Annotated in this window: 18 protein-coding genes; 8 read left to right on the top strand and 10 right to left on the bottom strand. The window is 65.5% G+C overall.

Translation table 11 applies throughout. The features are described 5' to 3' along the window. The first annotated feature begins 132 nt into the window (after positions 1–132). The 6 genes from CLU87_RS06565 (at position 133) to CLU87_RS06535 (ending at position 4986) form a co-directional block, all read left to right on the top strand. Positions 133–552, top strand: coding sequence for a BLUF domain-containing protein (locus CLU87_RS06565; RefSeq protein ID WP_056067298.1), 420 nt, complete (start codon positions 133–135; stop codon positions 550–552). 47 nt (positions 553–599) lie between these two features. Beyond that, entirely contained in the window at positions 600–1736 is a 1137-nt protein-coding gene (gene moaA / locus CLU87_RS06560) for a GTP 3',8-cyclase MoaA (protein WP_099729917.1), read from the top strand. A gap of 241 nt (positions 1737–1977) precedes the next feature. Continuing rightward, positions 1978–2637, top strand: coding sequence for a molybdenum cofactor guanylyltransferase MobA (gene mobA, locus CLU87_RS06550; RefSeq protein WP_099729915.1), 660 nt, complete (start codon positions 1978–1980; stop codon positions 2635–2637). After that, on the top strand, positions 2634–3179 hold the full coding sequence (locus CLU87_RS06545) for a GNAT family N-acetyltransferase (RefSeq protein WP_099729914.1): 546 nt from the start codon (positions 2634–2636) through the stop codon (positions 3177–3179). Before mobA ends, CLU87_RS06545 begins: the two co-directional genes overlap by 4 nt. A gap of 19 nt (positions 3180–3198) precedes the next feature. Next, positions 3199–4566, top strand: a complete 1368-nt coding sequence (locus CLU87_RS06540) for a molybdopterin molybdotransferase MoeA (RefSeq protein ID WP_099729913.1) — start codon at positions 3199–3201, stop codon at positions 4564–4566. A 93-nt stretch (positions 4567–4659) separates the two neighbouring features. After that, positions 4660–4986, top strand: a complete 327-nt coding sequence (locus CLU87_RS06535) for a thioredoxin family protein (RefSeq protein WP_099729912.1) — start codon at positions 4660–4662, stop codon at positions 4984–4986. 144 nt (positions 4987–5130) lie between these two features. On the opposite strand, the gene CLU87_RS06530 is transcribed toward CLU87_RS06535, so the two are convergent. The 4 genes from CLU87_RS06530 to CLU87_RS06515 form a co-directional block, all read right to left on the bottom strand. Next, positions 5131–8286, bottom strand: a complete 3156-nt coding sequence (locus CLU87_RS06530; RefSeq protein ID WP_099729911.1) for an efflux RND transporter permease subunit — start codon at positions 8284–8286, stop codon at positions 5131–5133. Between the two features lie 39 nt (positions 8287–8325). Further along, positions 8326–9744: an efflux RND transporter periplasmic adaptor subunit gene (locus CLU87_RS06525; RefSeq protein ID WP_099729910.1), complete on the bottom strand. Its 1419-nt coding sequence runs from the start codon at positions 9742–9744 to the stop codon at positions 8326–8328. 192 nt (positions 9745–9936) lie between these two features. Beyond that, a complete protein-coding gene (gene rnhA / locus CLU87_RS06520) occupies positions 9937–10386 on the bottom strand; it encodes a ribonuclease HI (RefSeq protein WP_015013609.1) in 450 nt (149 codons plus the stop codon). A gap of 76 nt (positions 10387–10462) precedes the next feature. After that, a complete protein-coding gene (locus tag CLU87_RS06515; protein WP_233193722.1) occupies positions 10463–11317 on the bottom strand; it encodes a class I SAM-dependent methyltransferase in 855 nt (284 codons plus the stop codon). Here CLU87_RS06515 and gloB point away from each other — a divergent pair. Beyond that, positions 11316–12092: a hydroxyacylglutathione hydrolase gene (gene gloB / locus CLU87_RS06510; protein ID WP_056067281.1), complete on the top strand. Its 777-nt coding sequence runs from the start codon at positions 11316–11318 to the stop codon at positions 12090–12092. The genes CLU87_RS06515 and gloB overlap by 2 nt on opposite strands. Beyond that, on the top strand, positions 12089–13618 hold the full coding sequence (locus tag CLU87_RS06505) for a transglycosylase SLT domain-containing protein (RefSeq protein ID WP_056067279.1): 1530 nt from the start codon (positions 12089–12091) through the stop codon (positions 13616–13618). Before gloB ends, CLU87_RS06505 begins: the two co-directional genes overlap by 4 nt. Positions 13619–13693: 75 nt before the next feature. On the opposite strand, the gene CLU87_RS06500 is transcribed toward CLU87_RS06505, so the two are convergent. The 6 genes from CLU87_RS06500 to dnaX all read right to left on the bottom strand — a co-directional run bounded on the left by CLU87_RS06500 (position 13694) and on the right by dnaX (position 19075). Further along, a complete protein-coding gene (locus CLU87_RS06500) occupies positions 13694–13846 on the bottom strand; it encodes a DUF3096 domain-containing protein (protein WP_015013605.1) in 153 nt (50 codons plus the stop codon). Between the two features lie 211 nt (positions 13847–14057). Further along, positions 14058–15113 carry an ABC transporter substrate-binding protein gene (locus tag CLU87_RS06495; RefSeq protein WP_099729908.1) on the bottom strand — a complete coding sequence of 352 codons (1056 nt, stop codon included), beginning with the start codon at positions 15111–15113 and terminating at the stop codon, positions 14058–14060. Between the two features lie 154 nt (positions 15114–15267). Then, a complete protein-coding gene (locus CLU87_RS06490; RefSeq protein WP_099729907.1) occupies positions 15268–15693 on the bottom strand; it encodes an MAPEG family protein in 426 nt (141 codons plus the stop codon). A 114-nt stretch (positions 15694–15807) separates the two neighbouring features. Next, positions 15808–16398: a recombination mediator RecR gene (gene recR / locus CLU87_RS06485; protein WP_099729906.1), complete on the bottom strand. Its 591-nt coding sequence runs from the start codon at positions 16396–16398 to the stop codon at positions 15808–15810. 244 nt (positions 16399–16642) lie between these two features. Further along, positions 16643–16975, bottom strand: coding sequence for a YbaB/EbfC family nucleoid-associated protein (locus tag CLU87_RS06480; RefSeq protein WP_055398201.1), 333 nt, complete (start codon positions 16973–16975; stop codon positions 16643–16645). Positions 16976–17026: 51 nt separating this feature from the next. Continuing rightward, positions 17027–19075, bottom strand: a complete 2049-nt coding sequence (gene dnaX / locus CLU87_RS06475; RefSeq protein ID WP_099729905.1) for a DNA polymerase III subunit gamma/tau — start codon at positions 19073–19075, stop codon at positions 17027–17029. Positions 19076–19096 lie beyond the last annotated feature (21 nt).

Raw genomic sequence — 19096 nt, 5'->3', positions numbered from 1 at the left:
GCGCCAGATCAAACATCCCCCATCCGCGGGTCCCGCACCTGCGAAGACGCAGAACCCATCTTCAGGGTCATTGGCGGGCGGGCCCACTGATGCGCACCAAACCTGACACACTGCGCCGTTCAGGAGACACACATGTTGATACAACTGACCTATGCCAGCCGCACCTCCCGTGTGCTCGGCCCTGCGGACATCAAGGACATCTTGGGCGCGTCGCAGCGCAACAATGCCCGCGCGGGCATCACTGGTGCGCTGTGCCTGAACAACGGCATCTTCCTGCAGCAGCTCGAAGGCGACCGTGCTGCGGTCAACGCGCTGTACCACCGACTGCTCAAGGACACGCGCCACAAGGACACGGCCGTGCTGGACTTTGGCGAGATCCCGCACCGCCGGTTTACCAGCTGGTCCATGGGGCTTCTGGGCTCGTTGGACGCCAACCGGCAGCTGTTCCTCAAATACTCCAGCACCCCCGATTTCGACCCGTTCAGCATGAACACCTTGACGCTGCGCAGCTTCTTTGACGAGATCCTGCAGAACGTGCGCTGGCTGGAGTGAGAAAATGCGGGGCATGTGCCCTCCCGTCCTGCTGAACGAGCCCACCCATGTCTGAACGCGTGATTCCGCTGGTCGATGAGCGCCTGGCCGCGCTGGCAGCCACGGTGCCAGCGCGGCTGGTGAGCCCCACGGGCCAACTCACCGACACGCGGGGCCGCCCGCTGCGCGACCTGCGCATCAGCGTGACGGACCGCTGCAACTTCCGCTGCAACTACTGCATGCCCAAGGAAGTGTTCGACAAGGACTACCCCTACCTGCCGCACGGGGCGCTGCTGAGCTTTGAAGAAATCACGCGGCTGGCGCGGCTGTTTCTGGCGCACGGCGTGCGCAAGATCCGCCTGACCGGCGGCGAGCCCCTGCTGCGCAAGAACCTCGAGGACCTGGTGGCGCAACTGGCCCAGCTGCGCACCGTGGATGGCGTGGCGCCCGACCTCACGCTCACTACCAACGGTTCATTGCTCGCACGAAAGGCCCAGGCCCTGAAAGATGCCGGCCTGAACCGCGTGACGGTGAGCCTGGACGGCCTGGACGACATGATCTTTCGCCGCATGAACGATGTGGACTTTCCGGTGGCCGATGTGCTGGCCGGCATCGACGCCGCGCATGCGGCGGGCCTGTCGCACATCAAGGTCAACATGGTGGTCAAGCGCGGCACCAACGACCACGAGATCTTGCCCATGGCGCGGCACTTTCGGGGCACCGGCACCACGCTGCGCTTCATCGAATACATGGACGTGGGCGCCACCAACGGCTGGCGCATGGACGAGGTGCTGCCCTCTGCCGAACTCATCGAGCGCCTGCGTGCCGAACTGCCGCTGGTGCAGCTGGACCCCAGCAGCCCCGGCGAAACCGCCGAGCGCTGGGGCTATGCCGATGCCCAGGGCCGGCACGACCCCGCACTGGGCGAGGTCGGCGTGATCAGCAGCGTGACCCAGGCCTTCTGCCACGACTGCAACCGCGCACGCCTGTCCACCGAGGGCAAGCTCTACCTGTGCCTGTTTGCCAGCCAGGGCTACGACCTGCGCAGCCTGCTGCGCGGGGGCGCGAGCGATGCAGAGATTGCCTCGGCCATCGCCCCCATCTGGCAGCAGCGCAACGACCGCTACTCCGAGCTGCGCAGCAGCTTGCCCGCCGACACCGGCCAGGGTGCTCGCCGCGTTGAGATGAGCTACATCGGGGGCTAGTGTGCTGTCCCGCAAATAACTGCACATGAAATCGCGTCCTCACCCCCAAGGCTGCGTTGCAAATCCTCGCGATAGCTACGGCTATCACTGCGGTTTGCGCCTTGCCCTGGGCGCGATGCCATCGATTTCATTTCGTGCAGCTATTTGCGGGACAGCACACTAGCAGCTCTGTCGAAAAAGCGTTGCGCTCATGCACAGCGCCGGCTATCCAGCACACGACCCATTGCCCACAGGATTTCAATTGATCAATCAGCAAGACATTACCGGCCTGGTCCTCGCAGGGGGCCGCGGCTCCCGCATGGGCGGGGTGGACAAAGGCCTGCAGAACTTTCGCGGCCTGCCGCTGGCCTTGCACACGCTGATGCGGCTACAGATGCAGACCGGTGCCACCATGGTCAATGCCAACCGCAATCTGGCGGCCTACGAGGCCTTTGGCACGCCGGTGTGGCCGGACGTGCTGAGCGACTACGCCGGGCCCCTGGCAGGCTTTCTGACCGGGCTGGAGCGCTGCGAAACCCCCTGGCTGCTCACGGTGCCCTGCGACACGCCGCTGTTTCCGCTGGACCTCGCCCAGCGCCTGGCGGCAGCGGCAGACGCCGAGGGCGCCGACATTGCCATGGCCGCAGCCCCCGAGGGCGACGGCAAGGGCCAGATCACCGTGCGCCCGCAGCCGGTGTTCTGCCTGCTGCGCGTGGACCTGCTGGAAAGCCTGGTCGCCTTCACCCAGGCCGGTGGCCGCAAGATCGACGCGTGGACCGGCCAGCACCGCTGCGCCATCGTGCCGTTCGACCAGCCGGGCGATGACCCCCAGGCCTTTTTCAATGCCAACACGCTGGCCGAGCTGCACGCGCTGGAAAACAGCAGCGCGCCCCAGCGCCTGACCCGCGCGCCAACACCATGAACAGTCGCCCCCTGCTAGACGCTGGCGCGGTGCAGATCCGCCCCCTGGTCGCCGCAGACGCATTGGCCTACAAGGCTTTGCGCGACGAGGCACTGCGCACAGCGCCGGATGCCTTCACCTCGGACTACGAATCCTCCGTGGGCCGCGATGCCAGCGAGTACGTGGCGCGTTTCGGCGCGCTGGAGTCCGGCCAGTTTTTCCTGGGCGCCTTCGACACGGCGGGCCAGCTGCTCGGCTGTCTGGGCTGCGAGCGTGAGCAACGCACCAAACAGCGCCACTGCGCGGTGGTAGTGGGCATGATGGTGTCGCCTGCTGCGCAGCGCCGGGGCGTTGGCCGGATGCTGGTGGATGCCTGCGTGCAGTCCGCCAGCCAGGTGCCAGGGCTGACCCAACTGGTGCTCACCGTCACCGCGTCCAACCAGCACGTGGTGCGCCTGTACGAGCAGGCCGGGTTCCGCCCCTGGGGCCTGCTGCCCAACGCCATCGTGGTGGATGGCGTGGGCTACGACAAGCTGCACATGGTGCGGCTGCTCTCCCACTGACTTCAAGCGAATCCCACCCATGAAAACCATTGCCCAGATTGCCGCCGAGCTGCAAGGCTACGACCCGCAGGCCCTGAGCGCCGCCGATGTGAACCAGTTTCTGGACCGGCTGGTTGAGCCCGTCACCGCCACCGAAGTGCTGCCGCTGTTCAGCGCGCTGGGCCGCGTGCTGGCGCAGGATGTGATCTCGCCCGTCAGCGTGCCGCCCCACAACAACTCGGCCATGGACGGCTACGCTTTTGCGGGCGCGCAACTGGTGGCTGGGCAGCCGCTCACCCTGCGCGTGGTGGGCACCGCCCTGGCGGGCAAGGCCTGGGCAGGCACGGTGGCTGCGGGCGAGTGCGTGAAGATCATGACCGGCGCCATCATGCCCGCCGGGCTGGACACCGTGGTGCCGCAGGAGTTCACCACCGCCACTGCCGACGGCCACGTGACCATCGCAGCCGATGTGCTGCGCGCCGGAGACAACCGCCGCTTCAAGGGCGAGGACATCATGGAAGGCCGCGTGGCCCTGGCCCGTGGCGAGCTGCTGACGCCCGCCGCCCTGGGCCTGGTGGCCAGCCTGGGCCTGCCCACCGTCTCGGTGTACCGCCGACTGCGGGTGGCGTACTTCTCCACCGGCGACGAGATCCTGAGCCTGGGCGAGGCTCCCCGCGAAGGCGCCGTGTACGACAGCAACCGCTACACCGTGTTCGGCCTGCTCACGCGCATGGGGGTGGAGGTGATTGACCTGGGCGTGGTGCGTGACGAGCCTGCACTGCTCGAAGCCGCCTTTCGCCAGGCGGCCCAGCAGGCCGACGCCATCATCACCAGCGGCGGCGTGAGTGTGGGCGAGGCCGACCACACCCGCACCATGATGAAAAAGCTGGGCGACGTGGCCTTCTGGCGCATCGCCATGCGCCCCGGCCGCCCCATGGCCGTGGGGCGCATCGGCAACGCAGAAAATCAAGCCGTTTCGGCCTCAAGCGCTAGTGCATCAAGCGCTGACAGCTATCAAAATGATATCAATACTGATATCAATACAGCCCCCGGTGGCGCAGTGCTCTTCGGGCTGCCCGGCAACCCCGTGGCGGTGATGGTGACCTTTCTCGCCTTTGTGCGCCCCGCCCTGCTGCGCATGATGGGCAGCACCCGCGCGGCGCCCCCGCTGCTGCGCGCCATCAGCACCGAGCCCATGCGCAAGAAGCCCGGCCGCACCGAATACCAGCGTGGCCTGGTCACCACCGCCGCCGACGGCACGCTGCAGGTGCGCACCACCGGCAACCAGGGCTCGGGCGTGCTCAGCTCCATGGTGCAGGCCAACGGGCTCATCGTGTTGCACCACGGGCAGGGCAATGTGGCGGTAGGCGACGCCGTGGATGTGATGGTGTTTGAGGGCGTGATCTGACACGGCAATGCGCCGCGAGCTGGTGCATGTCATCCGCAGCCGGATTAACCTGAAAACCGCCTTCCACAACAATCCCAGACAACGTATCGCGCCATGCCCTACGCCGCCCAACACCTTGCACAACCCCCATCCCGAGACGATGTGGACCGCCTGCCCGGCGCCACGGTGGTCGAGTTCGGTACCCCCTGGTGCGGCCACTGCCAGCGCGCCCAGCCATTGATCGAAGCCGCACTGAAGGACCGCGCGGACATTGCCCACGTCAAGGTGGAAGACGGCCCTGGCCAGCGCCTGGGCCGCACGTTCGGCGTGAAGCTGTGGCCGACACTGGTCTTTATGAAGGACGGCAAGGAGGTGGCACGCCTGGTGCGCCCGCAGAGGGGCCAGGAATTGCAGGACGCGATGCAGGCGGTGCTGGCCTAAGCCACCCGCACTGCAACCCGCTGGACCCAGACCGTCCTCACGCTGGCACTGCACAACAGAAAGCAGAAAGGGCCCTGCCGGGCCCTTTCTTGTCTTGCTTTGCTTTTGCTGTTTTGGCAGCTCGCTTTGCACTCCCACTGAAGGCTACTTGGCCACATAGTCGTGCGGGTGCAGCGGGTGGGCCGGCTGATCCACGGCCACGGCTGTGTTGGCCCCTGGCACCGCCTTGCGGGCAAACAGCGTGTACATAGTGGGCACCACAAAAATGGTGAGCAGCGTGCCCAGCGACATGCCACCCACAATCACCCAGCCGATCTGGGTGCGCGTTTCGGCGCCAGCGCCAGTGGCCAAAGCCAGGGGAATGGCGCCCAGCACCATGGCCCCCGTGGTCATCAGGATGGGGCGCAGTCGCTGGGCCGAGGCCTTGACCAGCGCGTCCACCATCTCCATGCCCTCTTCGCGCAGCTGGTTGGTGAACTCCACGATCAGGATGCCGTGTTTGGTGATCAGCCCCACGAGCGTGATCAGCCCGATCTGCGAATAGACGTTGAGCGAGCCGCCGCTCCACTTGAGCGCCAGCAGTGCGCCGATCATCGACAGCGGCACCGACACCATGATGACGAGCGGGTCGATGAAGCTTTCGAACTGCGCCGCCAGCACCAGGAAGATGAACACCAGCGCCAGCACAAACACCACGCCCAGCGCGCCTTGCGAGTTCTTGAACTCCCGCGAGGTGTCGTTCAGGTCGGTGGTGTAGCCGGGCTTGAGCACCTTGGCCGCCGTCTCGTTCATGAAGGTGATGGCCTGGCCCAGCGAGTAGTCGGACGACAGGTTGGCCGTGATGGTGGCCGAGCGGCGCTGACCAAAGTGGTTCAGCTCGCGCGGGCTCACGCTTTCGCGCACGTTGACCAGGCTGGTCAGCGGGATCATCGCGTCGTTGCGGCCGCGCACATAGATGGTGTCGATGTTCTCGGGCGTGGTGCGGCCCCGCGCCTCGGTCTGCACGATCACGTCGTACTGCTCGGCATCGCGTTTGTAACGTGTGACGGTGCGGCCGCCCAGCATGGTCTCGATGGCTTTGGCCACCACTTCCACGCTCACCCCCAGGTCGGCGGCGCGTTCACGGTTGACCTCGATCCGCAGCTCGGGCTTGTTCAGGCGCAGGTCCACGTCGGGGGACACGATGCCGGGGTTCTGCGCAATCTCGGCCATGAAGGCGGCCACCACCTTGCTCAGGTTTTCGTAGCTGTCCGAGGTCTGGATCACGTAGGTGAGTGGCCGCGAGCGAAAGCCCTGGCCCAGCGATGGCGGCGTGATCAGGAAGGCATTCACGCCGGGCAGGCCCGCCACCTTGGGCTGCAGCTCCTTGGCCAGGGCCAGCGTGGTGCGGTCGCGCTTTTCCCAGTCCACGGTGCGGTAGATCACGCTGCCTTGCGCCACCGTGGGGTTGCCGATGTTGGCGAACACGCGGTCGAATTCGGGGTAGGTGTTGCCGATCTTTTCCAGCTCCAGTGCATAGCGGTTGGTGTAGTCCAGCGTGGCACCGTCGGGCGCGGTCACACTGGCCAAAATGGTGCCCCGGTCTTCCAGCGGCGACAGCTCCTGCCGCATGCTGGGGAACACCAGCACCAGCGCCGCGCCGCTGAGGGCCATGACGCCCAGCACGATCCAGCGGGCCTGGAACAGCGCACCCCGCACGCCACTGCGCCCCGCGCCCGCACCACCCCAGCGGGCCGTGACGATCCAGCGCAGCAGGCGGCCATAGGCATCCGAGAGTGCGGTGAGCCAACGCTCCATGGAGCGGTCAAACCAATTGGGATTCGGGTTGTGCTTGAGCAGCAGCGAACACATCATGGGCGAGAGCGTCAACGCCACAAAGCCCGACACCACCACGGCCCCGGCCAGCGCCAGCGCAAACTCCACGAACAAGCGCCCCGTGCGGCCGGGTGTGAATGCGAGTGGCGCATACACCGCCACCAGCGTGAGCGTCATGGCCACGATGGCAAATCCGATTTCGCGTGCGCCCTTGATGGCGGCAGAAAACGGGTCGAGCCCCTCTTCGATGTGGCGGTAGATGTTCTCCAGCATCACGATGGCGTCGTCCACCACCAGGCCAATGGCCAACACCAGCGCCAGCAGCGTGAGCGTGTTGATCGAAAAGCCCGCCAGCGACATCAGCGCAAAACTGCCCACCAGGCTGACCGGGATGGTGATGATGGGGATGATGGACGCACGGAACGTGCGCAAGAACACAAAGATGACCAGGGCCACCAGCACCACGGCCTCGATGATGGTGGAGTACACGCTTTTGATGGAGCGGTCGATGAACAGCGAGTTGTCGTTGGCAATGTCGATGCCGATGTCTGGCGGCAGGTCGGCCTTGAGCAAGGGGATCATGGCGCGCACGCCTTTGGACAGCTCCAGCGGGTTGGCCGTGGCCTGGCGGATCACACCCACCGAGATCGCATCGCGGCCATTGAGCCGCACGCGGCTGCGGTCGCTGGCAGGGCCTTCTTCGACCCGGGCCACATCACGCACGCGCACTGAAAACCCATTGACCGTGCGGATCACGATGTCGGAAAACTGTGCCGGGGTTTTCAGGTCGGTCTGGGACGTCACGCTGAACTCGCGCTGCTGCGATTCAATGCGGCCTGCTGGCAGTTCCAGGTTGTTGCGGCGGATGGCGTCTTCCACGTCCTGCGTGGTCAAGCGATAGCCGGCCATGCGCTCGGGGTCCAGCCAGACGCGCATGGCGTATTTGCGCTCGCCATAAATCGGCACATCCGCCACACCGGTCACCGTCTGCAACCGGGGCTTGACGATGCGGTTGATCAGGTCATTGATCTCCAGCGGGCTGCGTGTATCGCTGCTGAAGGCGAGCCACAGCACGGGCGACGCATCGGCCTCCACCTTGGCAATCACGGGCTCATCCACCGCGAGCGGCAGGCGGTTGCGCACACGGGCGGTGCGGTCGCGCACTTCAGCGGCAGCGTTGTCAGCGTCCTTCTCCAGGCGAAAGCGCACGCTGATCTGGCTTTGCTCGGCCCGGCTGATGGAGGTGATTACATCCACGGCGTCGATACCGGCGATGGAGTCTTCGAGCGGCTTGGTCACCTGCGATTCGATGACCTCGGCCGACGCGCCCGCATACCGCACGCTGACGGTCACCACGGGTTCATCGATCTTGGGGTATTCGCGCACCGACAGGCGTGTGAAGCTCACCGCGCCAATCAACAGCACCAGCAGTGACAGCACGGTGGCAAACACCGGCCGGCGGATGGAGATTTCAGCGAGTTGCATGGCAGTCCAGAGGCATCAGAGGGTAAGGACGGCAGTCCGTCAGACGGGAGGGCGGCTGCCAGTGGGCGTGGACCGGCTGGAGGTTCCGGCCAGCTGGCAAGGGTTGGGGCCGGGCAGCGGATCGGGTTCGCTGCGAGCCGCCATCACGCGGGCCACCGAGGGGGCGGCAGAAGGAGATGGAGATGCCGATGCCGCAGAGGTGCTCTGCGCAGGCGCATCAGCCACCGGCGATGCCTTTTGGCCCGCCCCAGTCGCAGCACCTGAAGCGCCCGGAGCCGGCCGCGTTGCCGCGGCCGCCGCACCACCGTTGCCCTGCTTGCCCAGCTCCACCACGCGCACCTCGGTGCCGTCCTTGCGGATGCGCTGCTGGCCCGCCGTGACCACCAGGTCTCCGGCGCTCAAGCCGTCCACCACCTCCACCCACCCAGGTGAACGGACGCCCAGTTTGACCGGCGTGCGGCGCGTCACCTTGCTGCTGGGCTCCTTGCCTTCTACCACCTTGAGCACATAGGGGCTGGTGCCGTCGGGCACGATGGCTTCCTCGGGCACCACAAGCGCGTCGCTGCGTTCGGAAAACACGGTCGTCACCCGCGCGAACATGCCGGGGCGCAGCTGCAGGCGGCGGTTGTCGATGCAGCCACGCACCGCGATGGCCCGCCCATCCGCATCGATCTGTGGGCTGATGGCCTGCACCACGGCGGCGTAACGCGCGCCCGGCAGTGCATCAAAGGTGACCTGCGCGGTCTGCCCCGGGCGCACCTTGCCCTGCAACCGCTCGGGCAGGCGGAAATCGACATACACCGCATCAAGGTCTTCGATGTTGACGATATCGGCCCCGTCCTTGAGGTAGTCGCCCACGTTCACGCCCCGAATGCCTGCGATACCATCGAACGGGGCCAGGATCTTCAGGCGCTGGGCCGTGGCCTGGGCCAAAGCCAGCTTGGCCTGGGCCACTTCCAGGTTGGCCGCACTCTCGTCCACCGAACGCTGGCTGATGAAGCCCTGGGCCACCAGCTCCTGATTGCGCTTGTGGTTGGCCCGCGCAATCGACAACTCGGCCTGGCTTTGCTGGATCTGCGCACGCGGCAATTGGTCATCCAGCTGCACCAGCACTTGCCCGCGCCGCACACGCTGGCCGTCACGGAAGTTGAGCTGGGTGATACGCCCGCCCACCTCGGGCCGCAGCATCACGCTCTGGCGCGACCGCAGGCTTCCCACGGCTTCGGCATCGTCGCGCAGCGCCATCTGCCGCACGGTCACCGTTTCCACGGCCACGGGGCGGCCAGCACCAGCGGGCGCGGTGCCACCAGCCGATGCGCCAGCGCCTGCACCGCCCGCCCCGGCCTCGGCACGCTGCTGCGGCTGCACGGGCTTCTGCAGCCACCAGGCAGCGCCCGATGCGGCAGCGATGCCGATGACAGCGAAAACGAGGTACTTGTACTTGCTCTTGGACGCCATGGGTCAATCAATCCAGTGAGGTGGGATGCGCAGTCACACAATGTAACAGTGGGTGTGTGCAGTCGCAGCCACCCGCAGCAATATCCCGGAGCATTCGCCGCTGGTGCGTGAAGGCCGTACTGGCCGCATCGGACGCGGGCACAAAAAAAGCCTCCGAAGAGGCTTGCATGCGGTGAGCAGCTGGCAATGGATCTACCTGCGGCCCAGAGCCTGGTCCACGCCCCGATTGGCCAGCGCGTCGGCCCGCTCATTGCCCGGGTCGCCCGAATGCCCTTTCACCCATCGCCATTCGATGCGGTGCCCGCCGGTGCTGACCAGCGCATCCAGCCGCTGCCACAGCTCCACGTTCTTGACCGGCTGCTTGGAGGCCGTGCGCCAGCCCTTGGCCTTCCAGCCATGGATCCACTCGGTAATGCCCTTGCGCACGTACTCGCTGTCCAGGTACAGCGTCACGGCACAGGGTCGCTTGAGGGCCGACAGCGCCTCGATCACCGCCATCAGCTCCATGCGGTTGTTGGTGGTACCCAGTTCGCCGCCAAACAGCTCTTTTTCGGTCGCTCCGGAGCGCAGTAACACGCCCCACCCGCCGGGGCCCGGATTGCCCTTGCAGGCGCCATCGGTGTAAATCTCTACCTGGTTCAAACTCTGTTCCTGACAATGAGGTGGATGGTTGCCATGACGGGGCATGGAAGCCCAAGGCAACCGCGAAAGGCTGTGCTCAAGGCTTGTGCCGGGCTGCAGTGGGCGCAGTGCGCGAAGGATTCACCCCGCTTTGAGACACCCGGTTGGCGATGGGCACGGTGCCCGCAGCACGCTGGCGGTGGGTGCGCCAGGCGGGCTCCAGCAAACGCATGCCATGCACCCGTTTGACGGCCACCAGAAAATACGCGGCACCCAGAATGGGCCACCATTTCTCACCCAAAGGGTCCATCCAGCCAAAACGCTCCAGCCACTGCGCGCTGCGCACCGCTGGACGATAACAGCCAAATCGGGCAGATTCGACCTCGAAGTTCAAAAGCCGCAGCCAATCGCGCAGGCGGCGATAGCCGATGAACTCGCCCACGTCGGGCAGATACAGCGTGCCCCGCCCCAGGCGCTGGTACAGCCGCGCGCGCCGCTGCCGCAGGCCCCACAGGCTGGTGGGGTTCAGGCCGCTGATGACCACACGCCCTTCAGGGACCAGCACCCGCTCCACCTCGCGCAGCGCGGCATGGGGGTCGATGCTCAACTCCAGCGTGTGGGGCAACACCAGCAGGTCCAGGCTCGCTGCGGGGAAGGGCAAGGCCACAGGCTCGGTGAGCAGGTCCACCGCGCGGCGCTGCAGCGGCCCATCGTCATCACCGGTCTCCACAAAGGCGATGGAGCCCTCCACGGCCTCCTGCCCCATCGCCAGCCACTGGTGGGGCATGCGGTTGGCGCGCAGGCCGTCCAGCAGCGGCATGCCGAGCTGGAGACTGTGATAGCCAAAAATATCGGCCACCGCCTCGTCAAAGCGTGCCTGCTCCCATGCGAGCAGGTAGCGGCCAGGGGGGGAGTCGAACCAGTGGTGCAAACCTATAATTTGATCGCTCATGAACTTGCTACCGCTGCCCGCCTTTACCGACAACTACATCTGGATGCTGCACGACGGCCGCCAGGCCATCGTTGTGGACCCGGGAGAAGCCGCGCCGGTGGAGCAGGCCTTGCACCGCTGGGGCCTGTCATTGCAAGCCATTCTAGTCACGCACCACCATGCCGATCATGTCGGCGGAGTCGATGCCCTGCGCCAAGCCACCGGTGCACGGGTGTATGGCCCAGCGCGGGAGCGCATGCCCGAGCCGCTGGAGCGGCTGGCGCAAGGCGATACCGTCAACGCGCTGGGGTTTCAGTTCCAGGTCATCGACGTGCCAGGGCACACGGCGGGCCACATTGCCTACTACTGTCGCGAGATGGACGGAGCGCCCCTGCTTTTTTGTGGTGATACGCTGTTCTCAGGCGGTTGTGGCCGGCTGTTTGAAGGCACACCTGCGCAAATGCTCGACTCGCTGGACCGGCTGGCGGCACTGCCTGGCAACACCCGGGTGTGTTGCACCCACGAGTACACACTGTCTAACCTGAAGTTTGCGCGGGCCGTGGAACCTGGCAACGCCGCCCTGCTCCACTACAGCAGCCAATGCGAAGCCCTGCGGGAGCAGAACCAGCCCACACTGCCTTCGCACATGGCGCTGGAGCGAGACATCAACCCCTTTCTGCGCGTGCGGCAGGGCCCGGTGGCGCAAGCCGCCCAGGGCTACGACGCGCAGGTGCCCCTTGACGACGCCGTAGCGGTGCTGGCCGCGCTGCGTCAATGGAAAAACGAGTTCCGATGAAAATTTTGCACATTGCCTGCCTGGCCGGCCTTTTGTGGCTGACAGGCTGCGCCACTACGGGCTCGACGCCCGACCAGGCGTCCGCCAGCGGAAACACCACCAACACCAAGGGCCCCGCGTCGCCCCACACCCCTGTCATCCCCAACGGCCCGCTCAAACCCATCACTGCCGCGCAAGCCACGAGTGGCGAGGTGGCATCGCTCTCGGCCCCCGCCGACTTGTGGGACCGGATCCGGCGTGGCTTTGCTATGCCCGACCTGCAGCATGAGCTGGTACAGGACCGCGAGCAGTGGTATGCCACGCGCCCCGACTACATGCAGCGCATGACGGAGCGTTCCAGCAAGTACCTGTTCCATATTGTTGAAGAGCTGGAACGCCGGGGGATGCCGACCGAACTGGCGCTGCTGCCCTACATTGAAAGCGCGTTCAACCCCCAAGCGGTATCGAGCGCCAAGGCCGCAGGCATGTGGCAGTTCATGCCCGCTACGGGCAATTATTTCGACCTCAAGCAGAACGCCTTCCGCGACGACCGCCGCGACGTGCTCGCCTCCACCCGGGCGGCACTCGACTACCTGCAAAAACTCTACGGCATGTTTGGCGACTGGCACCTTGCCCTGGCCGCCTACAACTGGGGTGAAGGCAGCGTGAGCCGGGCCATTGCACGCAACCAGAAGCTGGGCCTGGGCACCACTTACACCGACCTGAACATGCCCGCGGAAACCCGCATGTATGTGCCCAAGCTGCAGGCGGTCAAGAACATCGTGGCCAACCCCGATGCCTTCCGCACAGAGTTGCCACTGATCGAGAACCACCCCTACTTCCAGACCGTGGACATCACGCACGACATCGATGTGTCGCTGGTGGCCACACTGGCGGGTATTCGCGAGGAAGACTTCCGTGCCCTCAACCCGTCGTACAAGCGACCCGTGATCCTCGCCGCCGGGACGCCACAAATCCTGCTGCCCTGGGACAACGCCAAGGTCTTCCAGCGCAACCTGGAGGCCAAGCGTGAAGGCCAGTACGCGAGCTGGACCGTGTGGTCTGTGCCCACCACCATGACGGTGGCCGAGGCGGCACAACGTGCCGGCATGAGCGAGGCGGATCTGCGCAGCATGAACAACATCCCGCCGCGCATGCTCATCAAAGCAGGCTCGGCGCTGATGGTGCCCCGCTCCACCACCACCCGGCAAGACGTGTCGTCCCACTTGGCCGACAACGGCCAACTGAGCCTTACCCCCGAGATCGTCACCCGCCGCACCACAGTGCGGGCCGGCAAGGGCGACACTGTGGCCAGCATTGCGCGGCGCTACAAGTTGGCAGCAGCCAACGTGGCGGACTGGAACGATGTGCGGGCGAATGCCGCATTCAAGGTGGGCCAGCAGATTGTGGTGTACCTGCCGGTGCGCCAGAGTCAGGCGCGCAGCAGCGGCGGCAGCGCTCGCGCATCGGCCGCCACCGCGGGCAAACGCCAGGCTCCAGCGCCTGCGCGGCGTGGCGGATCCCCCTCCAAGGTCAAGCGCCGCTGAGACGCAGGCGCCTCAGCAAAGCCACCTGGGCCCGGCGAAGCCCGGCATTGCTTGGCTGGTCGCTGGGCCCATGCATCAGAACCGGAGCGTGTGCATGCCCAGCAGCCCCAGGATTCCCATGATGATGAGATAAAGCGCCACGATGGTGCTGAGCAAACGCGGCATGACCAGAATGAGGATGCCTGCGATCAGGGAGACGAGCGGGCCGATGCTGAGGCTCAGCGACATGGTGGATAGTCCTTGAAAAATGGCACGGGAATGGCGCAGCACAAATGCTGCGTGCGTAGCCTGCGCAATGCGTATCGCACGGTGTGATTGCGGTGCAGTGGCAGGTGGGCAGGCGGCTGACACTGTAGTCGATGCCAGGGCCCTCAGAGCCTGTTGACGGTCTCGCAGGGGAGGTAAGCAGGCCCTTGGGGTCTCCCGCCGCAGCGGCTTGTCAGACGCTGTACTTTTGGCGGGCTTTGCGCACCAGATCGTTGCTGGACGTACGCGCCAGTTCGACTTTGGCCTCGGCCAGTTCGGGCAGCACGCGCGACAACACGCGCAGTGCGGTAGCCGGACCTTCGTCCGGCATCAGTCCGTTGGTGGAGTAGGTCTCGCGCACCCGGCTGAACGCCGCCAGATAGAGCCCCCGGTCGCCCATCAGGTAGGCCGGAGGCACCGCCTTCACCAGGTCTGCCGGTGCTGCCGTCTGCAGCCACTTGAGCGCATGCACAACGCCATTGACCAATGCCTGGGCCTGGGCAGGCTGCTTCTGGATGAAGGCCTGCGGGGCATACAGGCAACTGGCGGGCATGGTGCCACTGAACATGTCCTGCGCTGCCTTGAGAGAGCGCAGATCGCCCACGATGCGGGTGTCCGCCTTCTGCTCCAGCAAGGTCATGATGGGATCGGCATGGCACAGTGCATGCACCTGGCCGGAACGCAGCGCGTTCATGGCATTGGTACCCGAGCCCACCCCCACAAAACCCACATCGCGCAACGGCACGCCCGCACGCATCAGCATCAGGCTGGCCGCCAGATGGGTGGATGAGCCCACCGACGACACACCCACCTTGCGCCCCGCCAGGTCGCCCAGGTCCTTGTACGCAGGCACCGACCGCAGTGACACACCCAGCGCCAGCTGCGGGGCCCGCCCCTGCAGCACCAGCGCGCGGTACGCATGACCTCGCGCCTGCGCACGCAACACGTGCTCGAAGGCACCGGAACAGACATCTGCCGCACCGTCCTGTACCGCCTGCCAAGCAAGCGCCCCCGCCGAATAGTCCCGCACCACCACGTCCAGGCCTTCGAGGCGGAAGTACCCCAGCGCATCGGCCAGCGCCAGCGGCAGGTGGTACAGAACGCCCTGCCCTCCGACCGCCACGGTCACCCGCCCGAGAGCAGCGCCATCGGTCTGCGCACGCACCCGGATGGCAGGCGCCCACACCGCAGCCGCCGACAAGGCAGATACGGCGCCAAAGGCGCGGCGGGTGAGTGGAGGCAGAGACATGGAATCAGGCAAAAAGACAATGCTGCATTGCAACAATCGTGCCGCAGCACAGGCGAAACCGCATCAGGGTGAATCCCTGCGGGTTACTACGTACCGCGATAGACAGCCTTCAACCGCAGCACACCGCAAGACGGGTGGCGCGCACCCGGGGCGCTCAACGGTAACCGATGAACAGGATGGCAATATTGACCAGAAAACCGCCGGCCCAGACTGCGCTGCGGGCCATCGGCATGTCCGCCACGTACATCATCACGTAGAAGATGCGCAGGAAGACATACAACAACGCCAGCAGGTCCAGCAACGTCTGCCCCGCGCCCAGCAGGTGCGCAATGATGACCGCGCCGATGAAGAACGGCAGCGCTTCAAAGCTGTTGGCCTGCGCTGCGTTGGCGCGTCCGCGCCATTCAGTCTGCCGCGAGAGCCAGCCGCGCGGATCGTGGTTGTCAAAACCGCCTTCTTTACGGGACTTGCCAAAGTTGCCACTTTTGGCCAACCAGGCACAAGCGATGGGCAGCAGTGCTGCGAACAGCACGCACCAATAGGCCACGGTGAACCGCGCGACGTGCAAGGTGGTATTCATTTTCGAGGCTTTTGAGGGCAACAGCGCAGCAAATACAGGCGCTGGTAGCTATTAAATTGAGAGTATTTTAGCCGCAGACATTGTCGGGACGACGGGCTGGCAGGCGCCTTGGCGTCACCGGCGATCCACCAGCGCATGCGCGATCGTTCCCAGGTCCACGTACTCCAGCTCACTGCCGACAGGCACGCCGCGCGCGAGCCGCGTGACATGCAACCCACGGCTCTTCAGCGCCTCGCTGATCACATGCGCAGTCGCCTCCCCCTCGGCATTGAAGTTGGTGGCCAGGATCACCTCCTGAACGGCGCCATCCGTTGCGCGCTCCATGAGCTTGTGCAGGCCGATCTCCTTGGGACCGACACCATCGAGCGGGCTGAGCCGCCCCATCAACACGAAGTACAACCCCTTGAAGGCCCCCGTGCGCTCCAGCGCAGACTGGTCAGCGGGTGTTTCGACCACGCACAGCCGCGTGGCATCGCGGTCCGGGTCCAGGCAGGTGCTGCACACCTCAGCCTCGGTGAACGTATGACAACGTGCACAGTGGTGCACCGTGCCCACCGCTTCCGAGAGCGCCCGCGACAGGGTCAGCGCCCCTTCGCGATCGTGCTGCAACAGATGGAACGCCATGCGCTGCGCAGACTTCACCCCCACCCCCGGCAACCGGCGCAGCGCCTGGATCAGAACGTCGAGGGAGTTGGTGGTGGACATGGAAAGGCTGGAGATAAGGCGCGTAAGGTCGTACGAAGCAGTGGAGCGAGGCTCAACAGGCCAAGCCCAAACGGATGCGGGAAAACAACGGGAATTTACCCCTGCCTTGGCACCCACCCTCAAGGGCGTAGCGAGCGGGATCAGCTGCTAGGCGGACGGAGCACAGCCACCGGAACGTACTTGAAGTACGTGAGGATGGCGAGCACCGCCCAACGACGCAGATGGCCCGCTCGGTAGCCAACCCTCAGAAAGGGAACTTCATACCGCCGGGGAGGCCAGGCATACCTTGCGTCAGCTTGCCCATCTTCTCCGAAGATGTCTCCTCCGCCTTGCGCACCGCCGCATTGAACGCAGCCGCCACCAGGTCTTCCAGCATGTCCTTGTCCTCGGCCAGCAGGCTCGGGTCGATGGTGATGCGCTTGACGTCGTGCTTGCAGGTCATGACCACCTTCACCAGACCCGCGCCCGATTCACCCTCCACCTCGATGAAAGCCAGTTCGTCCTGGGCCTTCTTGAGGTTGTCCTGCATCGCCTGGGCTTGCTTCATGAGGCCGGCGAGTTGTCCTTTGTTGAACATGGTGTGGTTTCCTTTTCAGTTTCTAGTGAAATGAGTAACAGAGGTTGTCCGTCATGCAGGTTTGATACTGCCCGGCACGATTCTCGCGCCGTAGTCACGCATCAGCGATTGCACGAAGGGATCGTTGTGCACGATTTCTTCCGCGCGGCGTTGGCGCTCGGCGGCGGCGGCGGCGTTGCGACGGGCGGGGCTGTCGATGACCACGCCCACTTCCACGCTGATCTGGGTCGCATGGCCCGCAGCTTCAAGGGCCGCACGCAGGCGCTCGCGCGCCGTGGGCTGGTTGAGCGATTCGCGCTCGACGCGCAACAGCCAGTGACCACCGTCGCGCGCCACCAGCTGCGACTGCAGGGCCAGTTCACGCACCAGCGCCGTGATGGCCTCCGCCGCCATCAGTTGCTGCACCGTGGCATGCCAGACGTCCCCCTCTTCGGTGGGGGTGTAGCGGGCAGATACCGGGGTCGGTGCAGACAGTGGAAGCGGCTGCAACCGCTCGCCGGGCTCGGGGGACTCACGCACCGGGATTGCTACATATTCAGGAGCATTGTGTGCTTTGAATGATTGCGCTACACCGGGATTTTGCTCAAACCTCTCGGTGGTGCGTACCGGCAACGCCGTGGCAGCGAGCGCAGCCGCAGTGGTCACAGTACCTGGCTCGTCAGAACCTGGCCATGGGGGTGGCTCAGAATCGTTGAACGACTCTGAAGAATGGTCTCCGGCGCCAGAAGGTGCGGTGCCTGCAGCCACTGCCGGAACGGGGGCCGGGACTGCAGGCGCGGGGGCCGCAGACGGGACTTGCTGGGCAGCACGCACCGGAGCTGCGGGCGCCGACGGTACAGGCAGGGCCTGGGGGCGCTTCACCGCTGCCCCCCCCACAGGCCCTGGCGTGGCCACCACTGCAGCAGGGGCTGCAGCAGTTGATGCAATAGCGCCTGAGGGGGGCGTTTCAGCCCGCGTCAGAGTTTTTTTTTCAGCCGATTCACCGATGCCGCTGGCAGGCTTGAAGGCCAGCAGACGCAGCAGCACCATGGTGAGTGCCGCATACTCGTCGGGCGCCAGGCCCAACTCGCCGCGCCCGTGCAGGCACAGGCTGTAGAGCAACTGCGTTTCATCGGCGGGCATCAGTGCAGACAGGCGGGCTGTTTCAGCAGCCTCGGGGTCGTCTGCGTCCACGGCACCGGCCATCTGGGGCACGGCCTGGAACACGGCCATGCGCTGCAGCACGGCACTCATCTCTTCGAGCGTGGAAGCGGCAGACAGCCCGTTCATGCGCAGCGTATCCGAGGTCTCCACCACGGTTTTCCCGTCACCCTGGGCGAGCGCTTCGATGAGCCGGAACACATAGGAGCGGTCCACCGCACCCAGCATCTGGCGCACACCGGCTTCCTGCAGCTGGCCGCTGCCAAAGGCAATGGCCTGGTCGGTCAGCGACAGTGCATCGCGCATGGAGCCCCGCGCAGCGCGTGAGAGCAAGCGTAGCGCCTGGGGCTCGGCAGGCACGTTCTCGGTCGCCAGCACCTGCGTAAGGTGCGAGAGGACGGTTTCAGGCGCCATGGGGCGCAGGTTGAACTGCAGGCAACGGCTCAGCACCGTGACCGGCACCTTCTGCGGGTCGGTCGTGGCCAGCACAAACTTGAGGTACTCAGGCGGCTCTTCCAGCGTCTTGAGCATGGCGTTGAACGCCGTGTTGGTCAGCATGTGCACTTCGTCGATCATGAAGACCTTGAAGCGCCCCTGCACCGGCTTGTAGACCGCCTGCTCCAGCAGGCTTTGCACTTCGTCCACGCCCCGGTTGGAGGCCGCGTCCAGCTCGGTGTAGTCCACAAAGCGGCCGCTGTCGATGTCGGTGCAGGCCTGGCACACGCCGCAGGGCGTAGCGGTGATGCCGCCAGTGCCGTCCGCACCCTGGCAGTTGAGCGACTTGGCCAGAATGCGCGACACCGTGGTCTTGCCCACGCCGCGCGTACCGGTAAACAGGTAGGCGTGGTGCAGGCGCTGCTGGGTCAGCGCATTCGACAAGGCCTGGACCACATGTTCCTGCCCCACCATCTCGGTGAAATTGCGGGGACGGTACTTGCGGGCGAGCACGAGGTAGGACATGCGGTCGATTCTACGGGCTGG

It is taken from the genome of Acidovorax sp. 59 (assembly GCF_002754175.1).
GTDB lineage: Bacteria > Pseudomonadota > Gammaproteobacteria > Burkholderiales > Burkholderiaceae_C > Acidovorax > Acidovorax delafieldii.
Note: the sequence above shows the minus strand (reverse complement) of the source record. Positions and strands in the feature narration are given on the sequence as shown.

Coding starts and splice junctions, on each gene's coding strand:
- gloB (WP_056067281.1), top strand. CDS start 11,316: ATGAACTTGCTACCGCTGCCCGCCTTTACCGACAACTACATCTGGATG.
- dnaX (WP_099729905.1), bottom strand. CDS start 19,075: ATGTCCTACCTCGTGCTCGCCCGCAAGTACCGTCCCCGCAATTTCACC.
- CLU87_RS06540 (WP_099729913.1), top strand. CDS start 3,199: ATGAAAACCATTGCCCAGATTGCCGCCGAGCTGCAAGGCTACGACCCG.
- CLU87_RS06490 (WP_099729907.1), bottom strand. CDS start 15,693: ATGAATACCACCTTGCACGTCGCGCGGTTCACCGTGGCCTATTGGTGC.
- CLU87_RS06515 (WP_233193722.1), bottom strand. CDS start 11,317: ATGAGCGATCAAATTATAGGTTTGCACCACTGGTTCGACTCCCCCCCT.
- moaA (WP_099729917.1), top strand. CDS start 600: ATGTCTGAACGCGTGATTCCGCTGGTCGATGAGCGCCTGGCCGCGCTG.
- CLU87_RS06505 (WP_056067279.1), top strand. CDS start 12,089: ATGAAAATTTTGCACATTGCCTGCCTGGCCGGCCTTTTGTGGCTGACA.
- CLU87_RS06530 (WP_099729911.1), bottom strand. CDS start 8,286: ATGCAACTCGCTGAAATCTCCATCCGCCGGCCGGTGTTTGCCACCGTG.
- CLU87_RS06525 (WP_099729910.1), bottom strand. CDS start 9,744: ATGGCGTCCAAGAGCAAGTACAAGTACCTCGTTTTCGCTGTCATCGGC.
- CLU87_RS06565 (WP_056067298.1), top strand. CDS start 133: ATGTTGATACAACTGACCTATGCCAGCCGCACCTCCCGTGTGCTCGGC.
- CLU87_RS06500 (WP_015013605.1), bottom strand. CDS start 13,846: ATGTCGCTGAGCCTCAGCATCGGCCCGCTCGTCTCCCTGATCGCAGGC.
- CLU87_RS06495 (WP_099729908.1), bottom strand. CDS start 15,113: ATGTCTCTGCCTCCACTCACCCGCCGCGCCTTTGGCGCCGTATCTGCC.
- CLU87_RS06535 (WP_099729912.1), top strand. CDS start 4,660: ATGCCCTACGCCGCCCAACACCTTGCACAACCCCCATCCCGAGACGAT.
- CLU87_RS06480 (WP_055398201.1), bottom strand. CDS start 16,975: ATGTTCAACAAAGGACAACTCGCCGGCCTCATGAAGCAAGCCCAGGCG.
- CLU87_RS06545 (WP_099729914.1), top strand. CDS start 2,634: ATGAACAGTCGCCCCCTGCTAGACGCTGGCGCGGTGCAGATCCGCCCC.
- recR (WP_099729906.1), bottom strand. CDS start 16,398: ATGTCCACCACCAACTCCCTCGACGTTCTGATCCAGGCGCTGCGCCGG.